We start from the raw sequence: 23456 nt of genomic DNA, 5'->3' as shown, positions 1-23456 counted from the left end.
ATCTCAGCGTTACGGATCCAGTGGGCTGGCAATGGCCGAGCACCTTTTCAACTACCGCCACGACCAGAATGGCTTCCAGCCCTCTTGGACTTCGTCAACGGTCGCATACTGCAAGAGAATATTTATCAAATTGCGGAGATATAATCTGTCGGTTAAGGAGTTATTTTTTACTGATACAGCAGGATGAAACTTCACAGCGCATCCTGCTGTATTGCAACGATGAACGACTACTTGCCTTCGCCATCCAGCCACCTGGAGTGATGATGCTCGGCATATCGGCGATCAATTTTGCCGGTGATCATCGAGGGAATTAACGGCCTGTGGCTCTTGAACAGCAATGCCGCGACATGGGCGATCAGGAGCAGCATAAAGATCATGCCGAAGATCGTGTGAATGTAGGCGGTCCATTGCAGGATCATCGGGTCGATAATGATGGCACCAAGGTTCTTGTAGGACTTCAAAAGCCCCGTACAAATCAGCACCAGTGTGGTGGAACCGATTATGGCATAAATTACCCGTTGCTTGGCCTGGAATTTTTCATTTTCGGGTTCCTGCCCCAGGCCGAACATGGCCAGAAAGCCACGTACCGACTCACCAAGATCACCCCGTTTAGGGAGGATAGCGAACTCCTCTCTGCGGAGATGATACACCAGGTGAAAGACCACGACAGCGGTAAAAACTGCCGCGGATACATAGTGCAGAATAAGGGTCAAGGCGTAGTCTGATGACCAGGCCAACCCTGGAATTTTCACCACGTTATAACGTGCGTACATAGGCATCTGCCCAAAACCGGAAAAGAGCAGCAGGATGCCGCTGAAAGCTATCAGCCAGTGGGTAAGTCGGACCGCGAGGGAATGTCGTACTCTTTTCATTTCTGCACCTCCTCATCCGTGGTCTTTCTTCCTGCCAGACCAAATGCCGCTACCGCACCTATAACTGGCGCCACCAGACTCAGCAACGCCAAACCTTTCTGTTTCTCCAGCATATTCTCTGGCTTGTTCAGACGAACGACCTTTTTTCTGCCCTGCTCTGCAGCCGCCTTCTGAAGTGCGGCATCTATTTCGGAAAACGCTACCGGGGAGACATATATGGTAGAGGTACCACCGTTTTCATCCATTCCGTACATATCGCCGTCGTATTCATCTTTGAGTTCTTCAGCTCTGGCCAGTATCGCCTCCCGGGAACCGATACTCATGGCATCTTTCGGACAGGCCGAAATGCAATGGGGGGTACCGCCTTGTACCAGCTCTTTCCGGCAAAGATCGCACTTAAACATTACCCCACCGCCCATGGGCAGGTAATCCTGAATATACGTGTACAGTCCAACTCCGGCCTGGCGCTGCGGCACACTCCAGGGGCAGACGTTGCGGCATTTCGCGCCGCCCATGCACAGGTTTTCCTGGATATATACGGGCCCTTCAGGTGTTTTATGGTTAATGCCGAAAGGGCACAGTTTCACACAAGGTGGATTATCACAGTGCATGCAGCGTCTTGGGATGGAAAGTGTCTGCCCTCCCACCTGGACCTGTTGCACAAAGAGCCAGTTATATGGAGTGAAGCGATCGGTGACATGCCGTTTATTCGACCAGTCTTCATGTTTTTTCTGTGGCCAGTAGTCCCGAACCTGATCCTGGATCGGTTCCGGAAAATCCTGCGCCCGACCGCTGCGGCAGCCAGCGACACAGAGCGGGGTATCTTTCCCCGCACAACCGTCACATTTATTCAAATCTATAAGAGTGGCATATGACTCGGGAGCAGGTGCGGCGTGTGCGTCTACCTTGGGAAGTACCGTCAAGGCACCCGCCATGGCGCTCCCTTTGAGAAAGTTTCTTCTGCTGATTTTCATGGTTCCTCCTGTATATGCAAAATCAAATGCATACTACAATATGGCAGAACCGCTTTCAAGTTTAATTAATTTATTAAATACTATTGTTCATATTTAGTTCATTTTTACAATGTGTTAAATAATTGACCCGGGAGTTACAGCATGAAAAGCGATCTCTTTCAGATAGAAGGATAGTTGCCTGTCATCACTATTCAATTCAGCCTCGACACCACTTTTGCTGAACGCCGACTCTATTCGCAACTGCACCGTTTCTCCTTTGGCCAGCGCAACAGGCAGTTCGACACGAAAGTCGGAACAGTCATCAATTTCAGCTTTTCTGCTGATATCGTTCACTTTCACGGTCAAGGTATTGTGAGAAAGCACTCCTCCGGGCAGACAACCACTTAAAGAGACGGAGCCTGCCGCAGCGAAAGTTGTCATCTGTGCCTCAAAACGTATCGCGCACCAGCTGTCCGGCCAGTATCCCACCGGCTTACCGGCAATTTCAACCGCCCCGACTACGGGCAGCTGCTCACGTATCGTATTGAGCAACTGATCCGGTGCATGCTCCTCAAGCTCCACACCCTCTTTGCCTGGTACACAGTTCAGGTCATAACCGTAATGGTGAAAATCTGCCCCATATAGGCTTGCAACCTTAATCTGGAGTTTTTCATCATAGAAATTTGCGGTCTGGGGAAGGATTTTAGTGCCGAGATGGCGATAAAGCCGCACTTCTCCCCAGAACTCAGGCCATACCTCTCTGGCGGTGTTATGACCTGACTTTCTGAATTGACCGAGATCAGCTGGAGTTAATCCCAAAACTTTTTCACATTCTGCCAGTTGTTTAAAACTCTCCTCAAGCTGAATCACAGGGTCAGGCATCACCCCGCCCGCCTCTTCAGCCGGATGCAGCTGCAGTCTATGGTGAATATTGCAATTCCTGAGATCTATGGTCGCCAGATAGTCAACAAATTCGGCAAAAGAAAAGCCATTGTTACTATCCACAGGCCGTTGCAGGAACCTCGCTACAGGTTCATTCTCGTATCCTGCCCGTACTGCCATCAGATACGAACTGACCGCCCGTGCGTAGGGGTTGCGCACCAGCTTGACCACCCGCATGGAGGACGTAGCGATGCAACCGATATTCTCTTGAAACTGCCGGGAAATCGTCAGAACCTGCTCACGATAATCGTGCACCCAGCTGCTGTGCTCCAGGGCCCGGCCAAGCAGGTCTGTATGGTGCAAAAACCATTTTACCCCAAAGGTGCAGCCCGATTTGGCTGACCAGAACAGGGCCAGATCATGCTCTTTCGAATAGAGGGGTACCGGGTCCCGTAACAGGAGTTCACGGAGGTGATCATGGGAAATTGGGAGATCTATGGTCGTATTGCTACCGGAATGGTCCCCGGGGAAACGATTTCCCAGAAAAGAGACAACCTTATCCAACAGCGTTCGCATGCTTCTGCCTCCGTGATTGAATTGGTAATACACAGGGACATAAAGGGAAACTGCGTTTAACTCATACTGTTTTCTATACCATACTTCTTCATCTTATAGCGCAGGACACGCTCACTGATACCCAGGGAGTCTGCGGCCCTGGTCTGGACCCAGCCATGCTCCTTAAGAGCAGACAGCAGCATACGCCGCTCCACATTGGCCAGACGTTCGCTGAGCATGCCACCATTCTCCGGCTGCTCCCGTACCTCGGCAGGGAGATCACTCATCCTGATGACTCTGCCGCGGGCAAAGGTAACCATTCGCTGAATGATATGTTCCAGTTCCCTGACATTACCGGGAAAGTCGTATTTGACAAACACACTCAGAGCTTCCGGATCAAAGCTGATTCCGCGACCATGCCTGGTGAGAAAATGTTCGGCCAGCTCGACAATGTCCCCGCGACGCTCTCTCAGCGGTGGAATAAAGAGTTCCAGCACATTTAAGCGAAAGTAGAGATCTTCTCTGAAGCTGCCTTCTGCTACCATTTTTTTCAGATCCCGGTTGGTTGCCGCAATAACCCGTACATCGATTTTCAGGTTGGTTTCACTGCCCACCCGATTGATGGTTTTCTCCTGCAGGGCACGGAGAAGTTTGGCCTGCATCTGCAGTGGTAATTCCCCTACCTCATCAAGAAAGAGTGTTCCTTTATCCGCCAGCTCAAAACGGCCCCGGCGCATATTGGAAGCGCCGGTAAAAGCGCCCTTCTCGTGCCCGAAGAGCTCTGATTCAAAGAGAGATTCCGGAACCGCTGCACAGTTCACCTCCACAAAAGGGCCATCTTTACGTTCGCCAAGCAAATGGATACATTTTGCCACCAACTCCTTGCCGGTACCGGTCTCCCCGCGGATAAGCGTCGGCCACTCCACCGGCGCCGCCCGATGCACCAGCGAAAGCAGATCCTGCATTTCCCGGCTTGAGCCAATGATATTCACCGGCAGCTCCTGCTGCACCAGAGTAGCAGTAACCTCGTCTGCCTCTTCGGCCGCTACAAGCTCCTGTTCTATACGATCGATTTTTTCCAGCAACTCCAAAAGGTCTACCGGTTTTTCCAGAAAGTCATCGGCACCAAGTTGCATCACCTTGACTGCAGTCGTCACACTGCCAAAGGCGGTGATCATAATCGCGCGTATCAACGGCGACTCCCGACGCATATGGGCCAGCACCTCATCCCCGTTCATGTCTTCCATGCGATGATCGAGCAATACCAACTGTACCGGTTCAGACCTGAAAAGGCGAAGTGCTTCCTCTCCACCTGAGGCGGTACATACCGAGTAGCCTTTTTTCTCCAGAAAGCCCTGCAGCATCTCCCGCTGCATCTGCTCATCATCAACAATCAGAATACGCATATATTACCGTTATAAAGAACATTACCCGAACATGTCGACACAATTTCACCAGGAACAACAGAGCTATTTTCGTGGCAGATCTATGAGCAAAACAAGGCTTTGCCTGTCGATATCGGGTTCAGCCGCAATACTCCCGCCATGGGCCTCGACAATTTTCTGGCTAATAGCCAGCCCCAGACCGGTTCCCTGGACCTTTGAGGTAAAGTATGGCTCAAACAGCTGTTTGCTGTCGTCCTCGGAGAGGAGAAAACCACCATTTTCCAACCTTACCCGACAATAGGTATCGCTACCACTCACAGAAATCCGGCAATAGCCTCCATGGGACTGAGCTTCCACACCATTCTTGATAACATTTTCAAAAAGCTGGCCCAAAAGTCCTGTGTCACCCGGCACAGTATATTCCGCATCTGCCTCCAGCACAACCTCAACCCCCTGCGCTTTACAGGCTGCACCATAAAGATCCAGCACTGAGCGAATCAGGGGCAACAGCTTAACCTGCTCCTTCGTTACTTCGAAGGAACGAACATATTGCTGGAGATTGGTGATAATTCCGTTGGATCTCGCCACCGCTTGCCGCATGGAAACCAGCAGATCAAGATGCTCCGGATCGAGCCCTTCAGTTTCCAATTGTAAGCGCTGAAGGCCCATATTTATTGCATTCAACGGGTTGCGTATCTCATGGGCGATGGTTCCCGCAGCCCTGCCCAGGACCGCTTCCTCGTGCTGGCGGGCCATCTCTTTTTCATACTCGCGTGCTTCAGCAAGACGTCGTCTTTCAGCATGATAGAGCCACCAGCTGGAAAGTACGCCAAAGACCAGCAATAACCCAACGAACACCATGAATTCAATAGCCATCTGCTTCAGCCTTTTAGCAAAATGCCCGGCACGTTGGGTAACAATCAGGTCGCTGTCATTTATGCGAATTCGTGTTTCTGTCACCTTCTGCCCATCGCGTTGTACCAGCTTGGCCAGTTGTTCCTCCTGGCCTGAACTATCAAGCGTACTCTTTTCCAGCTGTACGGAAACTATTCCAGGTAATTCACTAAGCTTTTCGAGCAATGTCTCTACCGAAACACTTTGCCGTATATGTGCCACATCGTCTGATGCAAAACCGACAACCACACATTCTTCTGTATCTTCAGAAGTATAGACGTAAGAATAGAGATGTTTTTCAATGTCTAAAGAAAGAATCCGATCTTGACTGCAGCGAACATTTTCTGCCCATCCCTCCGGCCCGGACACCTGAACACCCTCACCAGTTGAGACAATGGTTATACCGGCAAGACCACTTTCCCTGGCAAAAGCGGAAAGTTCTTGCTGATCAAACCGTTCGATAACGTTGAGGTAGGAAATAAAGCGGGCGCTGTTTTTTAGGAAATCGGTAATAACCAGTTCAAGGCCGTTATTGCTGAGCATCGCATTGCGGATATTCAGTTCAACCGCCGCCGCCAGTACTTTAGAGTGTTCGCGGGAATTTTTCCGAAACTGGTTTGAGGCAGTATGAACCTGATACGCAAAATAGCCTGTCACCAGCGCCACCAAAATCGCACAGATCAGCAGGCTGGTCTTCCACATTGGATTACCCCGCATAAATCTCAGTCTCCTTCTCTTTCTACCCGTATCTTGCTGTAATATTATATCTAAATACAAAGAGGCAGGTCTTGCGACCTGCCATTTCTATCAACTCCGTCAGCGACAACAGTTTCGTTTTCTACTTTTGTTCAGGCGATCCCGTACTCCTGTCGGGTCGTTACAACCGCCCATTCCACAGCCTCGAATTTCCTCGGCGACAAAGACCTTCTCTTCTTCTTCCAGATCATTGACCGTTCCCCAGACCCTCACCCGATTCCCAGGTTGTATACAACCCGGGAGCCGTTTGGCACCAGCCTGATTTTTAATGAGCAGCTTCTCGGTCAGAGAGACGATCCTCATCATTTCACCGGATTCTTCCGAACTTGTCCTGATCGTCATTTTCATCGCCTCCCGGTCAATGTCGATGACTTCACCGTGGATGATGTCAGAGGCTAGAACATTTGTCGCTATCAGGGCAAGCATTATTATCACTGCTATTCCAGCCTTCTTCATTACTTGCCTCTACTGTTCATTCACGATGACATGAATCGCTTCGAAGATCTCCAGCGGTTCTTTGCCGCTTTCTTTACTGATATCCTTGATAGTCATATCCGCTTTGGCATTAATTCCTATTTTGGCTAGACCATCGATCATAAACTGTAGATCAAGTTGATACTCGGCACAAACCTCCTCAAGAGTTCTTCTGCCAAAGCCCGGTTTTGGATGATCAGGCAGTTGGGGTGCGCTTACACCGGCATTTCCCGGTGCTTCCTCACCTGCTTTCTTCTCTATTTTCACTTGAACTTTTGCAGGCTTGATGATCTCATAAATCTCTTTTGGAGTCATTGCGTTGCTTCCGGCAATATCCTTCAGGGTCTCCTTCTCTCCTTCCACCTTCAGGCCTGCTTCCTTCAACAGGGCGATCGCTTTCTCAAGATCCAGATCTTCTTTTTTGGCAAAGAATTTCAGAGAAGAAAGCTCTGCATGGCCATAAGGCGGTTCACCATACTTTTCGGCGCCACCATCCTTGATAGCAGAACCAATATCAAGAATTGTGCTCATGGGCGGTACCTCGTAATACGTTCCCACCGCAACGAGTATGGTCAATATCAGCGCTACATTAAAAGATCCGGTGAAGACCTTGATCTCTTTAGCCTTGTTTTTCATGTAGGCTACAATCGGGCTCCAGTTGTAGAAAACGTGCAGAATACTTGCCACCAGAAAGAGTACACCGACGGTGATATGCTGATCACCCCATTGACTCTTGGTAAGACCGATCAGGTGCCAGTCGGCCCAATACGCGACTCTTCCCTCCGGAACGATATAAAGTACTACAGAGTTAACACACAGAAGCAGTATGGAAACCAGCATGGTCATGGACGTAATCTTGCGCATATTCATTGAAACTCTCCTTGTGAAAATATGTCTTTTCAACTGACAACAACCTGTTTGCCCTTTACCATCCAAGAAGCGTGCCAATAAGTTATTTTCACAACAAACGGACTTTCTCCGTCAAAGTACGCATTTTTTTCGAACAACACCGTGTTTTGAGCTATGCTTGAGACGACAATCAAAGAACGGGCTCGACAATATCGTCGAAACAACGAGTCCCGGCGCATCCCAAAGAAAAGATGGCTATTTTTCCTCCAGACCTGACATTGCCAAAGTACACAAAACATGGTATTTGGTTACCGGATATTAACAGGTCATAGGTCACTAGGAGATTTCTGTGCTATTACACCACCATTTCATCAATTCCGCCAAGCAGTTTGGCGATAAGCTCGCAATTCATGACTTTACCACCAACAAAAAGGTAAGTTATGACAGAGCGTTAATCGCATCCCTCATCCTTACAGGGATTTTTCGAAAACTGGAGAAAGGTAACATTGGTTTGATGCTGCCGACATCTGCCGGTTGCATACTTGCCAAGATCGCCATCCTCATGAGTGGCCGAACTCCGGTAATGATAAATTACTCCACCGGAGCAGAGCAGAATTGCCGTTTCGCCCAGGATAAATGTGACTTCAAGTCGATTATCACTTCCAAGGCGCTGCTGGAGAAGATTGAGTGTCCATATGTAGACGGCATGATCTACATCGAGGACATCATGGATAACATCAATGGCTTCCAGAAAGTAAAAGCCGCCCTGTTGTCCAAACTGCCTCCCAACCTTTTGAAAAAACTACTCTATAATGGCCCCGATCGCTCCAATGCGACCATCCTCTTTACCAGCGGCAGTGAAAAAGATCCCAAAGCGGTTCAGTTGACCCACAGAAATATCCTGGCCAACATCGAATCCGCTACCGAAAGGTTCAAGTTCACCAACGATGAGGTTTTCCTTTCTACCTTGCCGTATTTCCACGTATTCGGCATGACCGTGAATATGTGGATTCCCCTCTATCACGGCAACACCATCCTTACCTACGCCAATCCACTGGAATACAATAAGGTTTGTGAGATTGCCCGAAAGCATTCACCAACTCTGATGGTCGGTACCCCAAGCTTCTTCTGGGGCTATCTGCGTAAGTCAGAGAGTGGAGATTTCGATTCACTTCGTATCGCTCTCTGCGGCGCCGACAAATGTCCCGATTCACTGCGCGATGCCTTCAAGGAAAAACACGGCATCACCCTGCTGGAAGGGTATGGCGCCACCGAGTGTTCCCCGGTTATTTCAGCAAACTGCCCCGAAGACAACTGTCCGGGTAGTGTGGGCAAACCTCTGGCGGGAGTACAGGTACGTATCGAAAATTATGAAACCGGCGAAGAGTGCGCACCCGGTGAGGATGGCCGTATCCTGATCAAAGGCGAGAACGTCATGCGGGGCTATTTCAACGATTTCGAGCAGACTTCCCTGCATATTCGTCGTGGCTGGTATGATACTGGTGATATGGGCAACATCGACGCCAACGGTTACCTCTGGCATGTCGGCCGCCTGAAACGGTTTGTGAAGATCGGCGGGGAGATGGTCTCCCTGGTGAAGATTGAAGATGTTCTCGAAAAAATGCTTCCCACCGATGCGCTCTGTTCCGTCGTTGAAGTTCCCGATGCGGTGAAAGGGGCCAAGATCGTGGCTGTCACCACAGTCGAGGTTGATAAGAAATCGATCATGAAGCAGATGGCCGAACATCTGCCCGCCATCGCCATTCCCAAAACCTTCATGGTTATGGAAAATGTGCCCAAGATGGGCAGTGGTAAAATCGACTTCAGAACACTGACTGAGATTGCCAGAACAGAGCTGCTTCAAGATCGGAAAAAGAAAAAGTAAGCAGTATACTGAACAGCCCGTAATCAAGAAAAGGTCCCTGCATGTAATTATGCAGGGACCTTTTTGGTATAGAGACGGGATAGTCAGAGCGGTATGCGATGCTGGACAGGGCATTGGACATACCTACCGGGCCACCCTCATCTCACCTTTTAAGCGGCTCAAGAGCTGAGCCGCTCATGCAGCAAATGTCAGAGTATTATAACGCGGCGGTGTAAATAGCCTTTACATCGTCATCGGTAGGTCGGCGTGGATTGGTCAACCCGCAGGCGTCAACCTGGGCGTTGGCGGTCATGGTGCCGATATCTTCAGCCTTGACCTCTTTACCGTAGCGCTTGCCCAACTCGACCAGACCGGCCGGGATGCCGATATCGGTGGAGAGTTTCTGAATTGCAGAAAGTGCCAGTTCAGCCGCTGCACGCGGTGACAACCCTTCGGTGTTCTCGCCCATGAGTTCAGCGATCTTGACGAAACGATCCACCTTGGCGATCAGGTTGAAACGGCTGACATGTGGCAGCAGGATGGCATTGCACTCACCATGGGGCAGGTCATAAAAACCGCCGAGCTGATGTGCCATTGCATGCACATGGCCGAGACTGGCGTTGTTGAAAGCCATACCAGCCAGATACTGGGCAAAGCACATACCTTCGCGAGCATCAATATCTTCACCATTAGCCACTGCCGGTCGAAGATGTTTGGCGATAAGCTCGATAGCTTTTTCTGCTGCAGAGTCGGTCATGGGGTTGGCGATAGTGGACACATAGGCTTCAACTGCGTGGGTCAGGGCGTCCATACCGGTTGCAGCGGTCAGCGCGGGAGGCATTCCTACCATCAGCATCGGGTCATCAATGGCGACACCCGGGGTCACGCGCCAGTCTACGATGGCCATCTTCACCTTTCGGCTGGTATCAGTGATGATACAGAAGCGGGTCATTTCTGAAGCAGTTCCGGCTGTGGTGTTTACCGCTACATACGGAGGCATGGGATTGGCTGATTTATCAACACCCTCATAATCATGGATGGTGCCGCCGTTTGCGATCACCAGGCCAATGCCCTTACCGCAATCATGGGCGCTACCACCACCAAGGGTGATCAGGCTGTCACACTTGTTCATTTTGTAGGACTCAACACCCGCATGAACATTATTATCGGTCGGATTTGGAATGGTCTCATCGTAAACAACACATTCCATGCCATCCGCTTCCAACATATCGGTTACTGTCTTGGTAATACCTGCGGCTGTGATACCTTTGTCTGCAACAATAAGGGGCTTTGTTCCACCAAGAGCTTTGATTTTGGCTGGAATCTCTTTGCTTGCACCAATGCCGATCAGGGTAACGCTTGGGATGAAGTAGCCATAAACCATTTCCTGTGTAGCCATAATGAAACCGTCCTTTTTCTGATGTTACGAATATGAAGTTTTCTCCCGGCTATGGTGCTTCGGGTCAGAAAACCGCTTCTGGAAGAGCTCATACAATAATCAACACAAAATCCGTAACATATATAGCAACAGTCGTGCCAAAACAGTAATGACGCTACTACAGGCACATAGCCAATCCCCTCTCACTGCAAAAGGTCACACCCTGCCACGCAACTGTGACATATCGGTACCAATCGGCGAGGTGACACGGCTGAAATTTTACAGCTAACCAACAGTAATTATGGGTTTTTATTTAGGCAGGATGGGTGTAAAGACAAAATGACCCGCTAGTGAGGCTGTTCGGGTCATTTTGACACACACAGGGAAGGGACAAAAGATAAAGAGGCTCAGAATTTAATCTTCATACCGGGCGAGCTTTCTATAGAGAGTCTTTCTGCTTATTCCGAGAGACTCCGCAGTTTTCTGGCGATTACCGGAAAAGTAATCGAGCATCTTGATGATATGCTGGCGCTCAACTGTCTCCAGAGACAGCGGTGAACACTCCTCGGCAGCACCGCCCGCCAGATCATGGGGCAGACACCGCTCGGTAATAAGACCATTCTCAGCCAGAATTATTGCCCGCTCCAGCACATTACGAAGTTCCCGGATATTGCCAGGCCAGTGATAACGCAGCACACAGTCCATGGCCGTGTCAATTATCCTGTAATCGCTGCCATCCGGGCTCAAGGCGTTCAGAAAATAGTCGACCAGCAGCGACAGGTCCTCTTTCCGCTCCCGAAGAGGTGGAATCTCGATAGTAAAGGCATTGATACGGTGGAAAAAAGCCTCGTTGAAACGGCCATTTTCAACTTCTTCGAGCAGCACCCGGTTCGTGGCAAAAAGAAAGCGGGTGTTGACCGTTCGCTCCTCCTTTTCGCCGATTCTTCGATAACTTTTGGTCTCCAGAGCCCGCAGCAGGGAAGCCTGAACAGCCAACGGCAACTCGCCTATCTCATCTAAAAAGAGCGTTGAATCATTGGCAAATGCCAACAGTCCTTCACGGGTTTCAGTTGCTCCGGTAAAAGCGCCCTTGATATGACCAAAGAGCTCGCTTCGAGCTAGTTCCTTCTGCAGCGAAGCACAGTTCTTGGCAATCATCGGGTTGGCGCCACAGCCGGAACGCTGGTGGATGAGCCGGGCGACAACGTCTTTGCCCACCCCCGATTCACCGGTAATGAGTACCGGAATTCTGGCTGGTGCGACTTTTTCCACCAGAAATTTTATATCCTTTACCGCTTTGGAGTTGCCGATAAAATTGACGGCTACGCTGCCGCTGTCGGCACTATGACGCAGGATCGCATTCTCACGTGCCAGCATCACCCGCTGGTGTGCCTTTTCCACTATCAGTTCCAGCCGATCCAGATTGAAAGGCTTGCGGATAAAGTCGCAGGCACCGAGTTTCATGGATTGCACAGCGCTGTCGATGTCACCATGGCCGGTGATCATAATAACTTCACAATCGGGCACAGACTCCCGGATCGTTATCAACAACTCCAGATCATGGACATCGGGCAAACTGAGATCGAGCAAGACTACGTCAAACCAGTAGTCACGGGCCTTTTTCAGACCTTCTGCCCCGCACCCTGCCACATGCACTGCCCGATATGAGTTGCTCAATTCATTCTGCAAAAGTCTGCGAATCGGCTCCTCATCATCAATTACCAGAATATTGTATTTTTTTTCTTCCATCCCCCTGCTCATCTCCTAAAAACAAAATGTCTGCTCAGAGCAACTTCCACTATCGGCAACCCCGGGCAAACGTACTTCAAATGCAGACCCGCTACCGGGAGTACTATCCACCACGATTTCCCCGCCATGGTTCCTCACAATCGAATAGCAGGTAGACAGGCCGATACCAACCCCCTGCCCAACCGGCTTGGTGGTATAAAACGGCTCAAACAACTTATCCAGATTCTCTAAGGAGATGCCGCAACCGGTATCTTTGATCACCAGTTTGACCCCCAAGGTCTCTGTCTCCACAGTGGAAATTTCCACCATACCGCCCTCTGCGATTGCATCACAGGCGTTGGTGAGCAGATTGAGTATCACCTGCTTCAACTGCGATTCATCTCCACAAATAGAGGGCAGACTTTCGGCCAACCTGGTCGTGATTGTAATATGCTGCTGTCGCTTAAAATGATGTTTGAGCAAAAACAGGGTGTCCCGCACGCAGCCATTCATATCCACCGGCCCCAGACTGGTACACTTGGGCCTGCTGAAAGTAAGCAGGTTTCTGACGATATCCTGACAGCGGAGTCCCTCGTCAATAATGGTTCGGGTATATTCCCTGAAATCGCTGAGCATTTCCTCGGGCACCACGCCTTCCAGCTTTTTCACCCTGCGCTGCAAACCTTCTGCAAAACCGCTGATTGCCGTCAGCGGATTATTAATTTCATGGGCCACACCGGCTGCCAGGGTGCCAATGGTGGCCATTTTCTCGGCCTGATAAAATTGCGCCTGGTATTCCTTTTCACGGGTGAGATCGCGCTTGAACAACAACACCTGGCGCTCAGAGGCCGGGTCGGTCTTCAATGGTGAGGCGATGATCTCATAATGCCGATACTTACCATCCACTTTGTAAATGCAGAAATCCTTGACCACCTCATTGCAGTCGAAAGCTTTCAGGGCCGGGCACTCCTCACAACGGGTCGACTTTCCTCTCAAGATCTGGTGGCAGCTCTTTTCTACCGGGTCCACTCCCGGATACCAGCGGTGAAAGACATGGTTTACCCGTTTAATGGTCAGATCTTCGGAAAGGACGATCATCATATCGGTGATCCCGTCCAGAAGCGCCTGGTTTTCTTTGCGCTTCTCGTCAAGCTTCATATTCGATCTGCTCAGCTGGGCGACGTTCTGTTGCAACTCCTGGTAAAATCCCAGCTTGCAGTGCTCTATCCCTATCAGGTCCTCTAGGGTCGTTTTCCCCGGCATTACCACACCTCCTCACAGATAGCCAGCAACTCTTCACTGGTGGCCGGTCGCGGATTGGTGAGGTTGCAGGCATCGTTGATGGCCATTTTGGCTATTGGCTCAAGCATCTCTTTGCCCTCCTCGCCGACTTCATCCCGCAGCTTTAAAGAAACGTCGAAAGAAGAGAAAAACTCGGTGAGCTTGTCAATGCCTTCAAGCGCCGTACGGTTATCAGAGCCTCGCTGACCGCCGAGTATCACCCTGCCGATATCCGCCATCTTCTGCTCACAGGCATCAAGATTAAATCGCATCACTGAGGTCAACAGGATGGGATGAACCACGCCGTGGGGAATATCAAACTGGCCGCCCAGGGAGTGCGCCAGGGCATGCTCTGCCCCAAGACCGGCATTGGAAAACGCGATGGAGGCAGAGACCGAGGCGATACTCAACTGCTCAAGCGCCTCAAGCGAACGTGTCTCCACTGCCAGCTTCAGATTTTTATGGATCAACTCAATCGCTTTCAACGAGTGCATTGAGGTAAATGGCGAGGCGATCACCGACAGGTACGCTTCAACAGCATGGGCCAGCGCATCCGATGCGCTCCTGATGATAAGTGTCTCGCTCTTGGTTCTGAGAATCAACGGGTCGACAATGGCAATATTGGGCACCAGTGTCCTGGTGATGATAGACATTTTCACCGCCCGTTCCATATCGGTGATTATGGCAAACTGGGAAATATCGGAGCCACTGCCGGCGGTGGTGGTAACCAGGACCATGGGCGGCAACGGGCGTTCCACCTTGTTGGCCCCTTCGTAATCACGTATCCGTCCGCCATTGTTGGCCAGGATAGCGATGCCCTTAGCTGTGTCCATCGGGCTGCCGCCACCAATGGCGATAATGACGTCTGCGCCGTTCTTCATGTAGAGTTCGGCGCCCTGCTCCACCTGATAATCACGGGGATTGGAGGTTACGCCGGGATAATAGACCCACTCGATCCCATCCTTTTTCAGAATGTGCATCAACCGGTCAAGCCAGCCCGCCTCCTCGATACCCGAGTCGCTGACCAGAAAGACTTTTTTCCCGCCGAGTCGCAAAGCACACTGACCCGCGTAATTGAGGCTTCCCCTGCCGAAAATAATCTCAGGAATAGCAAATTTAATAATATCCATCAGCAATCATCCACCTGTCACCGATCCTCTGCCGGACATGCACAGAGTCTCTCATTTCTTTCACAGACAGCTCGGCTACGCCAGAGCCCCGATGTTACATCAGCTCACAGTCCATAAGACTAGCGCATTCGGCCAAGGCGGACAATCTCTTTCCTCTTTCGCTGTAATGATGGCAATCACTACGCGCGATGACGGCTACCGGGGGACCCTGGCTCAATTTATCCTTCCAGCCAGCCTGTGAACGCTGTATAGTCAGCTTTTTACGATGTAACTGTTAATTCTTCAGAAGATTTTCAACCAATAATTTGTGTCAGGAAAAAGCAGATGAATTGCGCAACAGCACTACTTCGCCCCGACTCGATACTGCATATCTACTACCTGGAAGGGATTATCAGCCTCGATTACGTCATCTCCCATCCCGCCTTTTTAGGTAATTGGGAAGAAGATGAGTTTTCATTTCTCTTTTTTCTGGAAGCAGCCGATGAAACCGTCGGCCAAGTGGTCGAAGATCACAATACACTTCAACTCGTTGATCAATATGAGATGAGCTACGCCGACTGGCAGGGCGGCTCAATCGATCCGGTTCAGATCGGCAGATTTGTGCTGCAGCCCTCATGGAGCGAGCAGCAGGTTGAACCAGGTCAGATAGCGATCTCGCTTAACCCCGGTGTGGTCTTCGGCAATGGCGCACACCCCACCACCCGCGACTGTCTGGAGGCGATCGAGATCGCCTCTATGGGCGGCAAGGTGAAGACCATGCTCGATCTCGGCACAGGCACCGGAATTCTAGCCATCGCAGCCGCCAAGCTGGGCTGCGAAAAATGTCTGGCCGTGGATTTCAATCATCTCGCCGCCCAGACCGCCCAGGCCAATGTAGTGCTCAACCAGTTGGAACCAAACATCCAGGTGGTCAGCGGCCGCGCCGAACAGCTTATTGCACGGCCCACCGACCTGATGGTTGCCAATATTCATTACGCGGTGATGAAGGATATTGTGGCCAGTGAAGGATTTTTGCAGCAGAAGTGGTTTGTGCTCTCCGGCCTGCTCAGCAGCGAAGCGGAAAAGATCTCCGCCCATCTGAAGACGTTGCCGGTTTCAGTACTCAAACACTGGAAAGGAAATGGTGTCTGGCACACCTTTCTGGGGGTAACCCACAAGGATTAATTGTCAAAACCAAACATCAGAATACGGCAGATAGCCGCCCTTAAATGCTGAACCGGCATCAGGCCCCCTTCAGGTACCAGCCAAACATCAGCAGGCCGCTGGCCGCAACCCAGCTTCCTCCCACCCTGACGGCGACCCGCTTCCAGCCCTCGGCTATGGAAACGACCAAGGCGGATACTATGGTGATTATCACAATCAGGGCTATCGTTATTCCCAAAAGACCCAATGGTTCAAGCTCATTGTTGAGGGTCACCCCATTCATGAAACCGTGCAGCAAGCCGAACAGCCCGGCAATACCGACCGTTACCGGCACTGGTAGCCGGACATCTCCAGCCACCAGTAAACCGATGAGCAGCAAAGAACCAGCCTGCACCGGGAAATCCGGGATGTTTGTGCCACCGAAGCCAGTAATACCTCCCAACAGCCAGCACAGGGGTACAATCATCAGCAGCTTCCGACAGCTCTCCGCACCTCGCATCCCACCAAATAGAGCCAGCGCCACAACCGGGATGATATCCTCCGGCGTCAGCAGGAGATGGCCTATGCCGTCATAGACAGGGCCCATGCCGGTGGTGACCAGATGGGCAGTTGCAGTCCCCGGCCACAACATGAACAAGACTGCTGTCAGCACAGAAACAAACAATGACGTTTTCCCAGAATCCATTCGCTTTCGGCTCAGGTTACCGCATGCCAGAGAAAGAACAGGCCCATAACCGCGATACAGCCACCGGTTAGCCGCAAAAGGCCCTTCCCCAGGGGATAGTAGTGAACCAGACCGATGAGGATACCGACTCCATGCAGACAGCCGGTGCCGAGAATAAAGCCCATGGAATAGAGCAGTCCGCTCTGCCCGGCCGGCAGCTCAGTGCCGTGGGCATGCCCATGAAAGATCGCAAAGAATCCAACAACCAGCATGGCCACCACCATCCCGGGACGCACCTCCCCCAGAACCATGATGCCAAGAGCCACCGCCGAGACAGCTATCCCCACCTCAACTCCGGGAACCGGGATGCCAAGCAATCCCAGCATGGCCCCCACCGACATCAGCATCGGAAAAACAACCGGCAAAACCCACAGAGCAGGCATACCGAGCTGAGCTCCCCATAAGCCCACCGCCACCATGGCCACGATATGGTCCAGGCCGGACCAGGGATGTTCAAGCCCGGTCCAGAAGCCGGTGGCCTGCCCTCCGGCAATGTGCGCTGCGGCTTCAAAGGGAAATGCCATCAGCAGCAGCCAAGCCGCCAGGACAAGCCACGCGCTTTTATCAGTCTTCATCCTAGAATCCTCCGATCATGATCATGGTTCGCTGAATGGTCCAGTAGGCTCCGAGGCTGCCGACGGAGTAGGCAGGCACCACCTCCACCCACTTTGGCCACACTATCTTCAAGGTTCTAAACGACCAGGCAAGCAACAAGATAAGGGAGACAAAAACAAGTTGTCCGAACTCAACCCCAAGGTTGAACCAGAGCAGCGCCCACGGCAATTCGGTCTTCGGTATGCCGGTGGTGGAGAGCCCGGAGGCGAAACCAAAGCCATGAAGCAGGCCAAAGCCAAAGGCGGCCAGCCAGGGCCGGGCTATGGTCAGGCTGTCCTCACCGCGCCGGGCGCGCATGATCTCGGGCCCGAGGAACATGATCGACAGGGCTATAGCCGCATTGAGCGGCGGCAGCGGCGCCCGTGCATACCCAAGGGTGGCAATGGCCAGGGTAATTGAATGGGCGATCGTAAATGAGGTGATGGTTTGCAGCAACATCACCCTGCTCTTGACGATCAGGAGCAAGCCAAGCACAAACAGCAGGTGATCCAGGCCGAGCAGAATGTGGTGGAAACCGAGAAAGAGATACTCCCGGGCCGTTATATGCCAGGAGCGCTCACCGCGGAGTTCTGCCCAGGGTCGTGTTGGCCTGGCCGTGGTGGTCATGACACTGCCGTCGGCCAACGCTATTTTGATAAAAACATCAGTTATAGTCGACTCAAGACCGGGAAAACGCAGGATCTGTCCGTCAAGCCCCTCGCCCTGGGTGGAGACTATCCTGGTAAAGAGGATGGCGTCCCGGGTGCGCCGCTGGACAGGTTGCCCAATGGTCTGCCAGTTCTTTGGCAACTGCAGCCTGGCCGGGTGGGGCTTGTTGTAATAGATCGGGGCGCGCCAGGCGACCTCATAGCGGTCCCCCGCCAGATGCCTGATCTCCACGGCACCGGGCTGGCTCTCATGGCTCAGCACCTCGTTGGGCAGAAGCAGCAGCGCCAGCCACAAGAAGAGGATTGCCGGCCAGAGATATTTCGTCCAAGAGACCATATTAATCCCTTACGCCATTGTCCCGGGAGACAACGATACTGTACTTATCCAACAGTGTGTCGTAGGTCTGCTTCCTTACCTCCTGCCTCCGGGCAGACATCAGCTCCCGTTCAACCGCAGCTCGCACCTCCTTAAGCTCAGGGGCGTGCGCCTCTTTTTTTTGCCGAACCAGGACCAGGTGCAGCCCATAACTCGAACGAACCGGCCCCTGCCATCTCCCCGTCTCCATGCCGGCAAGCTCTTTAGAAAAACCGGCCCCATACTGCCTGTCGATTACATTGGCGGAGGAGAGCGAGTAGATTCTGGGGAGCATGATAGCGTCACCATACATCCTCGGATCCGCCTGTTCCCCCTTCCGGTCAAGCTCTTCCAGCAGTCGCTGGATATCCGTATCAAGAGTGGTTCCGTGCTGGTCCGGATTGAGGTAGACATGGTTGAACGCCAGCCGCATCTCCTGCCTGAAGGCCTGCCGGTTCTCCTCAAGGTAGGCTTTCAACTCCTCATCTGTAGGCGGCACCGCCGTGGTGATGTCTTCGACCAGAAGTTCCATCTTCATGCGCAGCCTGCGCCGGATATAGGCATCGTCACGGTCAAGGCCCAGGGCAACCGCTTCCCGGTAGGCAATTTCGTCACGGACCTTTTCGTCAATAAGGCCGTCCAACTCCTCCCTGGAAGGCTGGCGCTGCCAGGTCCTGCTGAAACTCGCCTCCAGCGCTTTAATATCCCCACTGGAAACTCGAATAGTAAGATCTTCGTCTTCGCCTGCTGATCCAAAATATTCAAAGACGAGAAACAGCAGGCAGCCGATGGCAAAGAAATGCAACAACGGGTCGTTAAGAATTTTTTTCATAGATATCGGTATACATCATACACCCAAAAAGCACAGCCCGGGAAACGAGCCGCGCTTCATTTTATTGACAGGCCACAGTTCTCAGGGGGCGTACCAGATGGGTGAGGTATAGGCACGCTCCTGCACGGTCATGGGCACTTCGCTGTCCATCTCGACCCCGAAGCGCTTCGCCTCATAGGCTGTCCAGCGCGGGGTGGGTATCTCCAGCACCCTGGCATAATAGAAGGCTCTCTCAGCCGGATCGAAATCAGGATCGGTCCAGACCCCTATCAGCTCAGGCGCGCCAATGGAGTTGGTCCAGGTAGCGTTTTTCACATCCACCGTATTGCCCACGGCCGGAAGCTGGCCCTTCTCGTCCGGGGTGCGCTCACCCGACCAGACAACGTCATAGACTTTCTCCCTGGTCATCCCGTCGCTGTCCAGCCAGCCCTTGATGATCTGGATACGGTCGAGGTTGCCGCTATACGGATCTTTAAGCGCCGCAACCAGAAAACTGGGCGCCGCTGTTCCAGACGGGGCATTGCGCAGGTCCGCGCCCATCGGCACCCCTTTCCTGTAGCCGATATCCGCAGGCAGCCTGGAGAGGGTATCGCTGTCTTCAAAATCCCAGCCCCCGAAAAAACGGACCAGCATCCGGGAGCCGGTGGTGGCATAGGTCTCTTTTCTCATCATGGCGTCAAACAGGGCCTCCCGGGTATTCTCCCTGGCCCAGATTGCGGCGTAGCCTCCGGCCGCCTGTTGCCAGCCATAGATGGTGAACTGGGGATCGGGAGCCTCGATGACCACATGCTTCCACCGCTGGGGCTCCGGCTCCACACCGGAGTGCTTGCCAAAGAAATTCTCCTCCTCCACCGCCGCGAACGCGGTGTGGGCATCAGAGCTGCCGATCATACCGAACCTGAAAGGGTTGATTCCCAGTGAGTCTTCCAGCTTGAGCCCTGTTTTCAAGGCCTCGCGGGCATATTCCCACTGCAGCATCGACTCCTCCTTGGCCTCGGTGCCATTCAGGTTGGAGCGATCCCAGGTGTCGAAATCGGCAAACTCATCATCGGGGGAAAGCAGCGGGTGGGCCTCGCCGTCACCCTTGATCTGGGTGACCTCGACAAGAGGTTCGTAACGGCTGCGCAGCTCGGCAAGCTCTCTGGTCAGTGGCTTACCGCCAAAGGTTTCCACATTGAACATGCGGCCATTGCTCAGGTTGCCGTTATGGGGGATGGCCAGGACCTCGGCGCCGGTTTGCTGCTCAAAGCGCTGCAGTTCTGCCCAGAGATCCTCCGGGTTCTTACTGTCGTACTGGGAGAAAGGGACGGTCCTGTTGGCTGTGGTGCTATCCCCCCGGAAGATGACGTTTCGGTGCAGGTTATAGCCACCGATAGCTGTCCACTCATAACCGATAAGCGCGGTAAACCTGCCCGGTTCATTATATTTGTCCGCCAAGGCCGTGTAGCTGTTCCAGGCATTTTTTACCGCCCGCTCACTTTTAATCGGCGGCTCGTCTTCGGAGAGCGAAGCGACAATTTCCATGGCCGCGGCAAATGTTTTATCATAATCACCACTCTGGAGCATCTCGTACCAGCGTTGCCCCTTTTCGGTGGAGAGCACCTGCTGGTCTCCTTTCAGCAATTGCGGCATCAACCCGTACATCTCGGCATGGTCGGATACCACCAGAAAATCCAGCGGCCTGGAAAGCTTGACCCGCAACCCATGGGTGGTGGTCACCTCCTCCCCCCGGGCAAAGCGAAAGGCTTCCTCCTGGCCGACCCGGCACATGGTGCCCGCATCAACGGAAACAGCGGTGTGAAGATGGGTGTCACCCCAGAACACCTGGGTCGGGAAATCACGACCGACGTAGGGAGAGTACTCCTTGGTGGAAAGAGCGTCGCCCACGCCTTTTTTGCTGGGTGACATCCCTGTGGAAGAGGCAAAGACTGTCCCGATCATACCAAGGATCAGGACAGCGGCCAGGGTGTGAGAGATCATCGAAGATTTCATTTGTGTTCCCCCTGATAGTGGGAAATATATCGTGGCAGATATCCGTTACGGCGTGTACCAGATAGGCGACGTATAGGCGCGCTCCTGGGTTATCATCTCCGCCTCCGGCGGCATGGTTATTTCAAATCTCTTGGCCTCATACGCTGTCCAACGGGGTGTGGGGATCTCCAGGACCCGGGCGTAATAAAATGCCCTCTGGGCCGGATCAAAGTCAGGATCTGTCCAGACGGTTATCAGCTCTGGATCGCCGATGGTATTGGTCCAGGTCGCCTCTGCAACATTGACGGTATTACCCACCGGTGTCCGGCAGCGGCCATCTTCACCGATCTCGCGACCATCGGAAACGGCAACATCATACACCCGCTCTTGGGCCTTGCCGTCACTGCCGAGCCAGCCCTTGATGATCTGGATCCGATCGAGATTGCCGCTCATCGAATCTTTCAGGGCGGCAACAAGGAAAGTGGGCGACTTGCCGTCCGGTGTCATGGAGAGATCACCGCCCATGGGAACCCCTTTTTGATAGCCGACATGGGCCGGCATGCGGGACAGGGCGTCCTGCTCGGTGAAATCCCAGCCACCAAAGAAGCGGACCACCAGCCTGGGACCGGTGGTGGCGTAGGTCTCCCGCCGCGCCATGGCATCGAAAATAGCCTGTCGGGTATTGCTGGTCGCCCAGACCCCGGCATAGCCGGAGGCCGCCATCTGGTAGCCCATAATCTTCCCGTATTCCCCACCTAAGGTCACATGCATTGCCCGTTCCGGTGAGGGTTCCACCCCCGAGTGTTTGCCAAAAAAGTTATTTTCCTCTACTGCCGGCAGGGAGGTGTGCGAGTCGGTGGAACCGATCTGGCCATACTTATAGGGGTTCACCCCAAGCTGCTGGTCAAACTCAAGACCGCGTTTGAGACCGGAACGAATGTATTCACCCGCCAGCATTTCCTCGGTTTTGGCCTGGCTCATATCGAGATTACCCAGATCCCAGGTCTCATAATCAGCAAATTCGTCGTCTGGTGAGAGAAACGGATGTGCCTCACCATCCCCCTTGATCTGGGTGGTCTCGTACAGCGGCTCCCACTTCTGTCTCAGTTCAGCATAGTCCCGGTCAAGCGGCTTGCCGGATAAGGTTTCTACATCAAACATCAGCCCGTTGGACAGGTTGCCGTTGTGGGGAATGGCGAGCAGGTCACCGCCGGTCCGGTCTTCGTAAGACTGCATGGCATCCCAGAGTTTTTCAGGATCTGCACTGTCGGCGAGGGTAAAGGGCAGAGTCTGCCTGGCCTGGGCGGAGCCATCCCGGTACACTACCACCCGGTGCAGGTTGTTGCCCTTCACCAGCGAGGTCCACTCGTAACCGATAAAGGCAGTGAAGCGGCCCGGCTCATTGTATTGTTCCGCAGCATCGATGACATTTTGCCAGACCGGTTTCATTATTTTGGGATCATTGGTTTTCCAGGGAAACTTGCCCTGGGAGAACAGGGTTATGATCTCAAGGGCCGCATCCACGGCCGCCTGGCCGCCCTCATTTATCGCCTTATGCCAGCGCTTGCCCTCCTCTTTGTTCATCATTGCCGGATCACCTTTGGCGAACATATCAAAAAAGCCCATACCATCGGAGTGATCGGCGATGACCACAAAATCGAGCGGCTCTGCCAGTCTGGCCTTGAACCCTCCCGAAGCGACCACTTCGCCACCGCGGACAAAGCGGTAGGCCTCGTCCAAGCCCAACCTGTTGCCGAAGGTGCCGGCATCCATCGACAGCGAAGTATGCAGATGGGTATCACCAAAGAAAACCTGGGTCGGGTAGGCTCGATTAACATACGGGGAAAATTCCTTTTTCTCGAGCCTGGTGTTCTCTTTATCGAACATCGCCGAGGTGGTGGCGTATGCAGATGTTACGCCACCTATCAATATGGCGGAGAGCACAATACAATACCAGTTAGCCGACACCCCTTTCATTTCACTACCCTCCCTGAGGAAATGCAGTATTTGTCAGACAGCATACACCCGGCCCGGAAAGCGAATATTTAAAACCATAGCAGATAGTTACAAACAGCATGCGCCGACCGATTTCGGCAAGGGAGAAACGACCTGCCAGGAGCCTGACAGGCTCTTAGTCGTGCAACGTCACTGCTATCTAAAAGGATACC

The 23456-nt window shown here is 52.7% G+C and carries 19 protein-coding genes; 2 read left to right on the top strand and 17 right to left on the bottom strand.

What is annotated here, in order from left to right:
• Nucleotides 1–227: 227 nt before the first annotated feature.
• From FCL45_RS07065 to FCL45_RS07035, 7 genes are all read right to left on the bottom strand, one after another.
• The gene (locus FCL45_RS07065; protein WP_136798984.1) at nucleotides 228–872 is read right to left on the bottom strand and encodes a formate dehydrogenase subunit gamma; all 645 of its coding nucleotides are present in this window, start codon (nucleotides 870–872) and stop codon (nucleotides 228–230) included.
• A complete protein-coding gene (locus FCL45_RS07060; protein ID WP_136798983.1) occupies nucleotides 869–1846 on the bottom strand; it encodes a 4Fe-4S dicluster domain-containing protein in 978 nt (325 codons plus the stop codon). Before FCL45_RS07060 ends, FCL45_RS07065 begins: the two co-directional genes overlap by 4 nt.
• 114 nt (nucleotides 1847–1960) lie before the next feature.
• Nucleotides 1961–3283: a sulfotransferase family 2 domain-containing protein gene (locus FCL45_RS07055; RefSeq protein ID WP_136798982.1), complete on the bottom strand. Its 1323-nt coding sequence runs from the start codon at nucleotides 3281–3283 to the stop codon at nucleotides 1961–1963.
• 56 nt (nucleotides 3284–3339) lie between these two features.
• Nucleotides 3340–4668, bottom strand: a complete 1329-nt coding sequence (locus FCL45_RS07050) for a sigma-54-dependent transcriptional regulator (RefSeq protein ID WP_136798981.1) — start codon at nucleotides 4666–4668, stop codon at nucleotides 3340–3342.
• A 63-nt stretch (nucleotides 4669–4731) separates the two neighbouring features.
• Entirely contained in the window at nucleotides 4732–6258 is a 1527-nt protein-coding gene (locus FCL45_RS07045; RefSeq protein ID WP_136798980.1) for a sensor histidine kinase, read from the bottom strand.
• Nucleotides 6259–6357: 99 nt separating this feature from the next.
• Complete coding sequence (locus FCL45_RS07040) at nucleotides 6358–6753, bottom strand: hypothetical protein (RefSeq protein ID WP_136798979.1); 396 nt, start codon at nucleotides 6751–6753, stop codon at nucleotides 6358–6360.
• Nucleotides 6754–6762: 9 nt separating this feature from the next.
• Nucleotides 6763–7641 carry a DUF4405 domain-containing protein gene (locus FCL45_RS07035; RefSeq protein WP_136798978.1) on the bottom strand — a complete coding sequence of 293 codons (879 nt, stop codon included), beginning with the start codon at nucleotides 7639–7641 and terminating at the stop codon, nucleotides 6763–6765.
• Between the two features lie 328 nt (nucleotides 7642–7969).
• Here FCL45_RS07035 and FCL45_RS07030 point away from each other — a divergent pair, with 328 nt between their 5' ends.
• Nucleotides 7970–9505, top strand: coding sequence for an AMP-binding protein (locus tag FCL45_RS07030; RefSeq protein WP_136798977.1), 1536 nt, complete (start codon nucleotides 7970–7972; stop codon nucleotides 9503–9505).
• Nucleotides 9506–9701: 196 nt separating this feature from the next.
• Here the strand turns inward: FCL45_RS07030 and FCL45_RS07025 are convergent, their stop codons facing one another.
• The 4 genes from FCL45_RS07025 to FCL45_RS07010 all read right to left on the bottom strand — a co-directional run bounded on the left by FCL45_RS07025 (nucleotide 9702) and on the right by FCL45_RS07010 (nucleotide 15001).
• Nucleotides 9702–10883, bottom strand: a complete 1182-nt coding sequence (locus tag FCL45_RS07025; protein WP_136798976.1) for an iron-containing alcohol dehydrogenase — start codon at nucleotides 10881–10883, stop codon at nucleotides 9702–9704.
• 393 nt (nucleotides 10884–11276) lie between these two features.
• Nucleotides 11277–12611, bottom strand: coding sequence for a sigma-54-dependent transcriptional regulator (locus FCL45_RS07020; protein ID WP_136798975.1), 1335 nt, complete (start codon nucleotides 12609–12611; stop codon nucleotides 11277–11279).
• A 15-nt stretch (nucleotides 12612–12626) separates the two neighbouring features.
• A complete protein-coding gene (locus FCL45_RS07015) occupies nucleotides 12627–13853 on the bottom strand; it encodes a two-component system sensor histidine kinase NtrB (RefSeq protein WP_136798974.1) in 1227 nt (408 codons plus the stop codon).
• Nucleotides 13853–15001 (bottom strand): iron-containing alcohol dehydrogenase, encoded by a 1149-nt coding sequence (locus FCL45_RS07010; RefSeq protein WP_136798973.1) that lies wholly within the window; start codon nucleotides 14999–15001, stop codon nucleotides 13853–13855. The genes FCL45_RS07015 and FCL45_RS07010 overlap by 1 nt, the downstream gene beginning before the upstream one ends.
• Nucleotides 15002–15325: 324 nt before the next feature.
• Between FCL45_RS07010 and FCL45_RS07005 the strand changes: the two genes are divergently transcribed.
• Nucleotides 15326–16165: a 50S ribosomal protein L11 methyltransferase gene (locus FCL45_RS07005; RefSeq protein ID WP_136798972.1), complete on the top strand. Its 840-nt coding sequence runs from the start codon at nucleotides 15326–15328 to the stop codon at nucleotides 16163–16165.
• A gap of 58 nt (nucleotides 16166–16223) precedes the next feature.
• Here the strand turns inward: FCL45_RS07005 and FCL45_RS07000 are convergent, their stop codons facing one another.
• The 6 genes from FCL45_RS07000 to FCL45_RS06975 form a co-directional block, all read right to left on the bottom strand.
• A complete protein-coding gene (locus FCL45_RS07000) occupies nucleotides 16224–16775 on the bottom strand; it encodes a HupE/UreJ family protein (protein ID WP_167495858.1) in 552 nt (183 codons plus the stop codon).
• A 65-nt stretch (nucleotides 16776–16840) separates the two neighbouring features.
• Nucleotides 16841–17443 carry a HupE/UreJ family protein gene (locus FCL45_RS06995; protein ID WP_136798970.1) on the bottom strand — a complete coding sequence of 201 codons (603 nt, stop codon included), beginning with the start codon at nucleotides 17441–17443 and terminating at the stop codon, nucleotides 16841–16843.
• A gap of 1 nt (nucleotide 17444) precedes the next feature.
• On the bottom strand, nucleotides 17445–18467 hold the full coding sequence (locus FCL45_RS06990; protein ID WP_217907686.1) for a HupE/UreJ family protein: 1023 nt from the start codon (nucleotides 18465–18467) through the stop codon (nucleotides 17445–17447).
• 1 nt (nucleotide 18468) lies between these two features.
• On the bottom strand, nucleotides 18469–19317 hold the full coding sequence (locus FCL45_RS06985) for a peptidyl-prolyl cis-trans isomerase (RefSeq protein ID WP_217907685.1): 849 nt from the start codon (nucleotides 19315–19317) through the stop codon (nucleotides 18469–18471).
• A gap of 81 nt (nucleotides 19318–19398) precedes the next feature.
• The gene (locus FCL45_RS06980) at nucleotides 19399–21309 is read right to left on the bottom strand and encodes a DUF3604 domain-containing protein (RefSeq protein ID WP_136798969.1); all 1911 of its coding nucleotides are present in this window, start codon (nucleotides 21307–21309) and stop codon (nucleotides 19399–19401) included.
• Nucleotides 21310–21354: 45 nt separating this feature from the next.
• Nucleotides 21355–23265, bottom strand: a complete 1911-nt coding sequence (locus FCL45_RS06975) for a DUF3604 domain-containing protein (protein ID WP_136798968.1) — start codon at nucleotides 23263–23265, stop codon at nucleotides 21355–21357.
• Between the last annotated feature and the right edge of the window lie 191 nt (nucleotides 23266–23456).

This window comes from Desulfosediminicola ganghwensis (assembly GCF_005116675.2).
Lineage (GTDB): Bacteria > Desulfobacterota > Desulfobulbia > Desulfobulbales > Desulfocapsaceae > Desulfopila > Desulfopila ganghwensis.
This window is presented reverse-complemented; position numbering and strand designations above follow the sequence as displayed.

Excerpts from the sequence above, each read along its gene's own strand:
- FCL45_RS07010 (WP_136798973.1), bottom strand. The coding sequence starts at position 15,001 with ATGGATATTATTAAATTTGCTATTCCTGAGATTATTTTCGGCAGGGGA.
- FCL45_RS07015 (WP_136798974.1), bottom strand. The coding sequence starts at position 13,853 with ATGCCGGGGAAAACGACCCTAGAGGACCTGATAGGGATAGAGCACTGC.
- FCL45_RS07000 (WP_167495858.1), bottom strand. The coding sequence starts at position 16,775 with ATGTTGTGGCCGGGGACTGCAACTGCCCATCTGGTCACCACCGGCATG.
- FCL45_RS07040 (WP_136798979.1), bottom strand. The coding sequence starts at position 6,753 with ATGAAGAAGGCTGGAATAGCAGTGATAATAATGCTTGCCCTGATAGCG.
- FCL45_RS07060 (WP_136798983.1), bottom strand. The coding sequence starts at position 1,846 with ATGAAAATCAGCAGAAGAAACTTTCTCAAAGGGAGCGCCATGGCGGGT.
- FCL45_RS06995 (WP_136798970.1), bottom strand. The coding sequence starts at position 17,443 with ATGAAGACTGATAAAAGCGCGTGGCTTGTCCTGGCGGCTTGGCTGCTG.
- FCL45_RS07035 (WP_136798978.1), bottom strand. The coding sequence starts at position 7,641 with ATGAATATGCGCAAGATTACGTCCATGACCATGCTGGTTTCCATACTG.
- FCL45_RS07055 (WP_136798982.1), bottom strand. The coding sequence starts at position 3,283 with ATGCGAACGCTGTTGGATAAGGTTGTCTCTTTTCTGGGAAATCGTTTC.
- FCL45_RS06980 (WP_136798969.1), bottom strand. The coding sequence starts at position 21,309 with ATGAAATCTTCGATGATCTCTCACACCCTGGCCGCTGTCCTGATCCTT.
- FCL45_RS07065 (WP_136798984.1), bottom strand. The coding sequence starts at position 872 with ATGAAAAGAGTACGACATTCCCTCGCGGTCCGACTTACCCACTGGCTG.
- FCL45_RS07050 (WP_136798981.1), bottom strand. The coding sequence starts at position 4,668 with ATGCGTATTCTGATTGTTGATGATGAGCAGATGCAGCGGGAGATGCTG.
- FCL45_RS07020 (WP_136798975.1), bottom strand. The coding sequence starts at position 12,611 with ATGGAAGAAAAAAAATACAATATTCTGGTAATTGATGATGAGGAGCCG.
- FCL45_RS06985 (WP_217907685.1), bottom strand. The coding sequence starts at position 19,317 with ATGAAAAAAATTCTTAACGACCCGTTGTTGCATTTCTTTGCCATCGGC.
- FCL45_RS06990 (WP_217907686.1), bottom strand. The coding sequence starts at position 18,467 with ATGGTCTCTTGGACGAAATATCTCTGGCCGGCAATCCTCTTCTTGTGG.
- FCL45_RS06975 (WP_136798968.1), bottom strand. The coding sequence starts at position 23,265 with ATGAAAGGGGTGTCGGCTAACTGGTATTGTATTGTGCTCTCCGCCATA.
- FCL45_RS07025 (WP_136798976.1), bottom strand. The coding sequence starts at position 10,883 with ATGGCTACACAGGAAATGGTTTATGGCTACTTCATCCCAAGCGTTACC.
- FCL45_RS07045 (WP_136798980.1), bottom strand. The coding sequence starts at position 6,258 with ATGCGGGGTAATCCAATGTGGAAGACCAGCCTGCTGATCTGTGCGATT.
- FCL45_RS07005 (WP_136798972.1), top strand. The coding sequence starts at position 15,326 with ATGAATTGCGCAACAGCACTACTTCGCCCCGACTCGATACTGCATATC.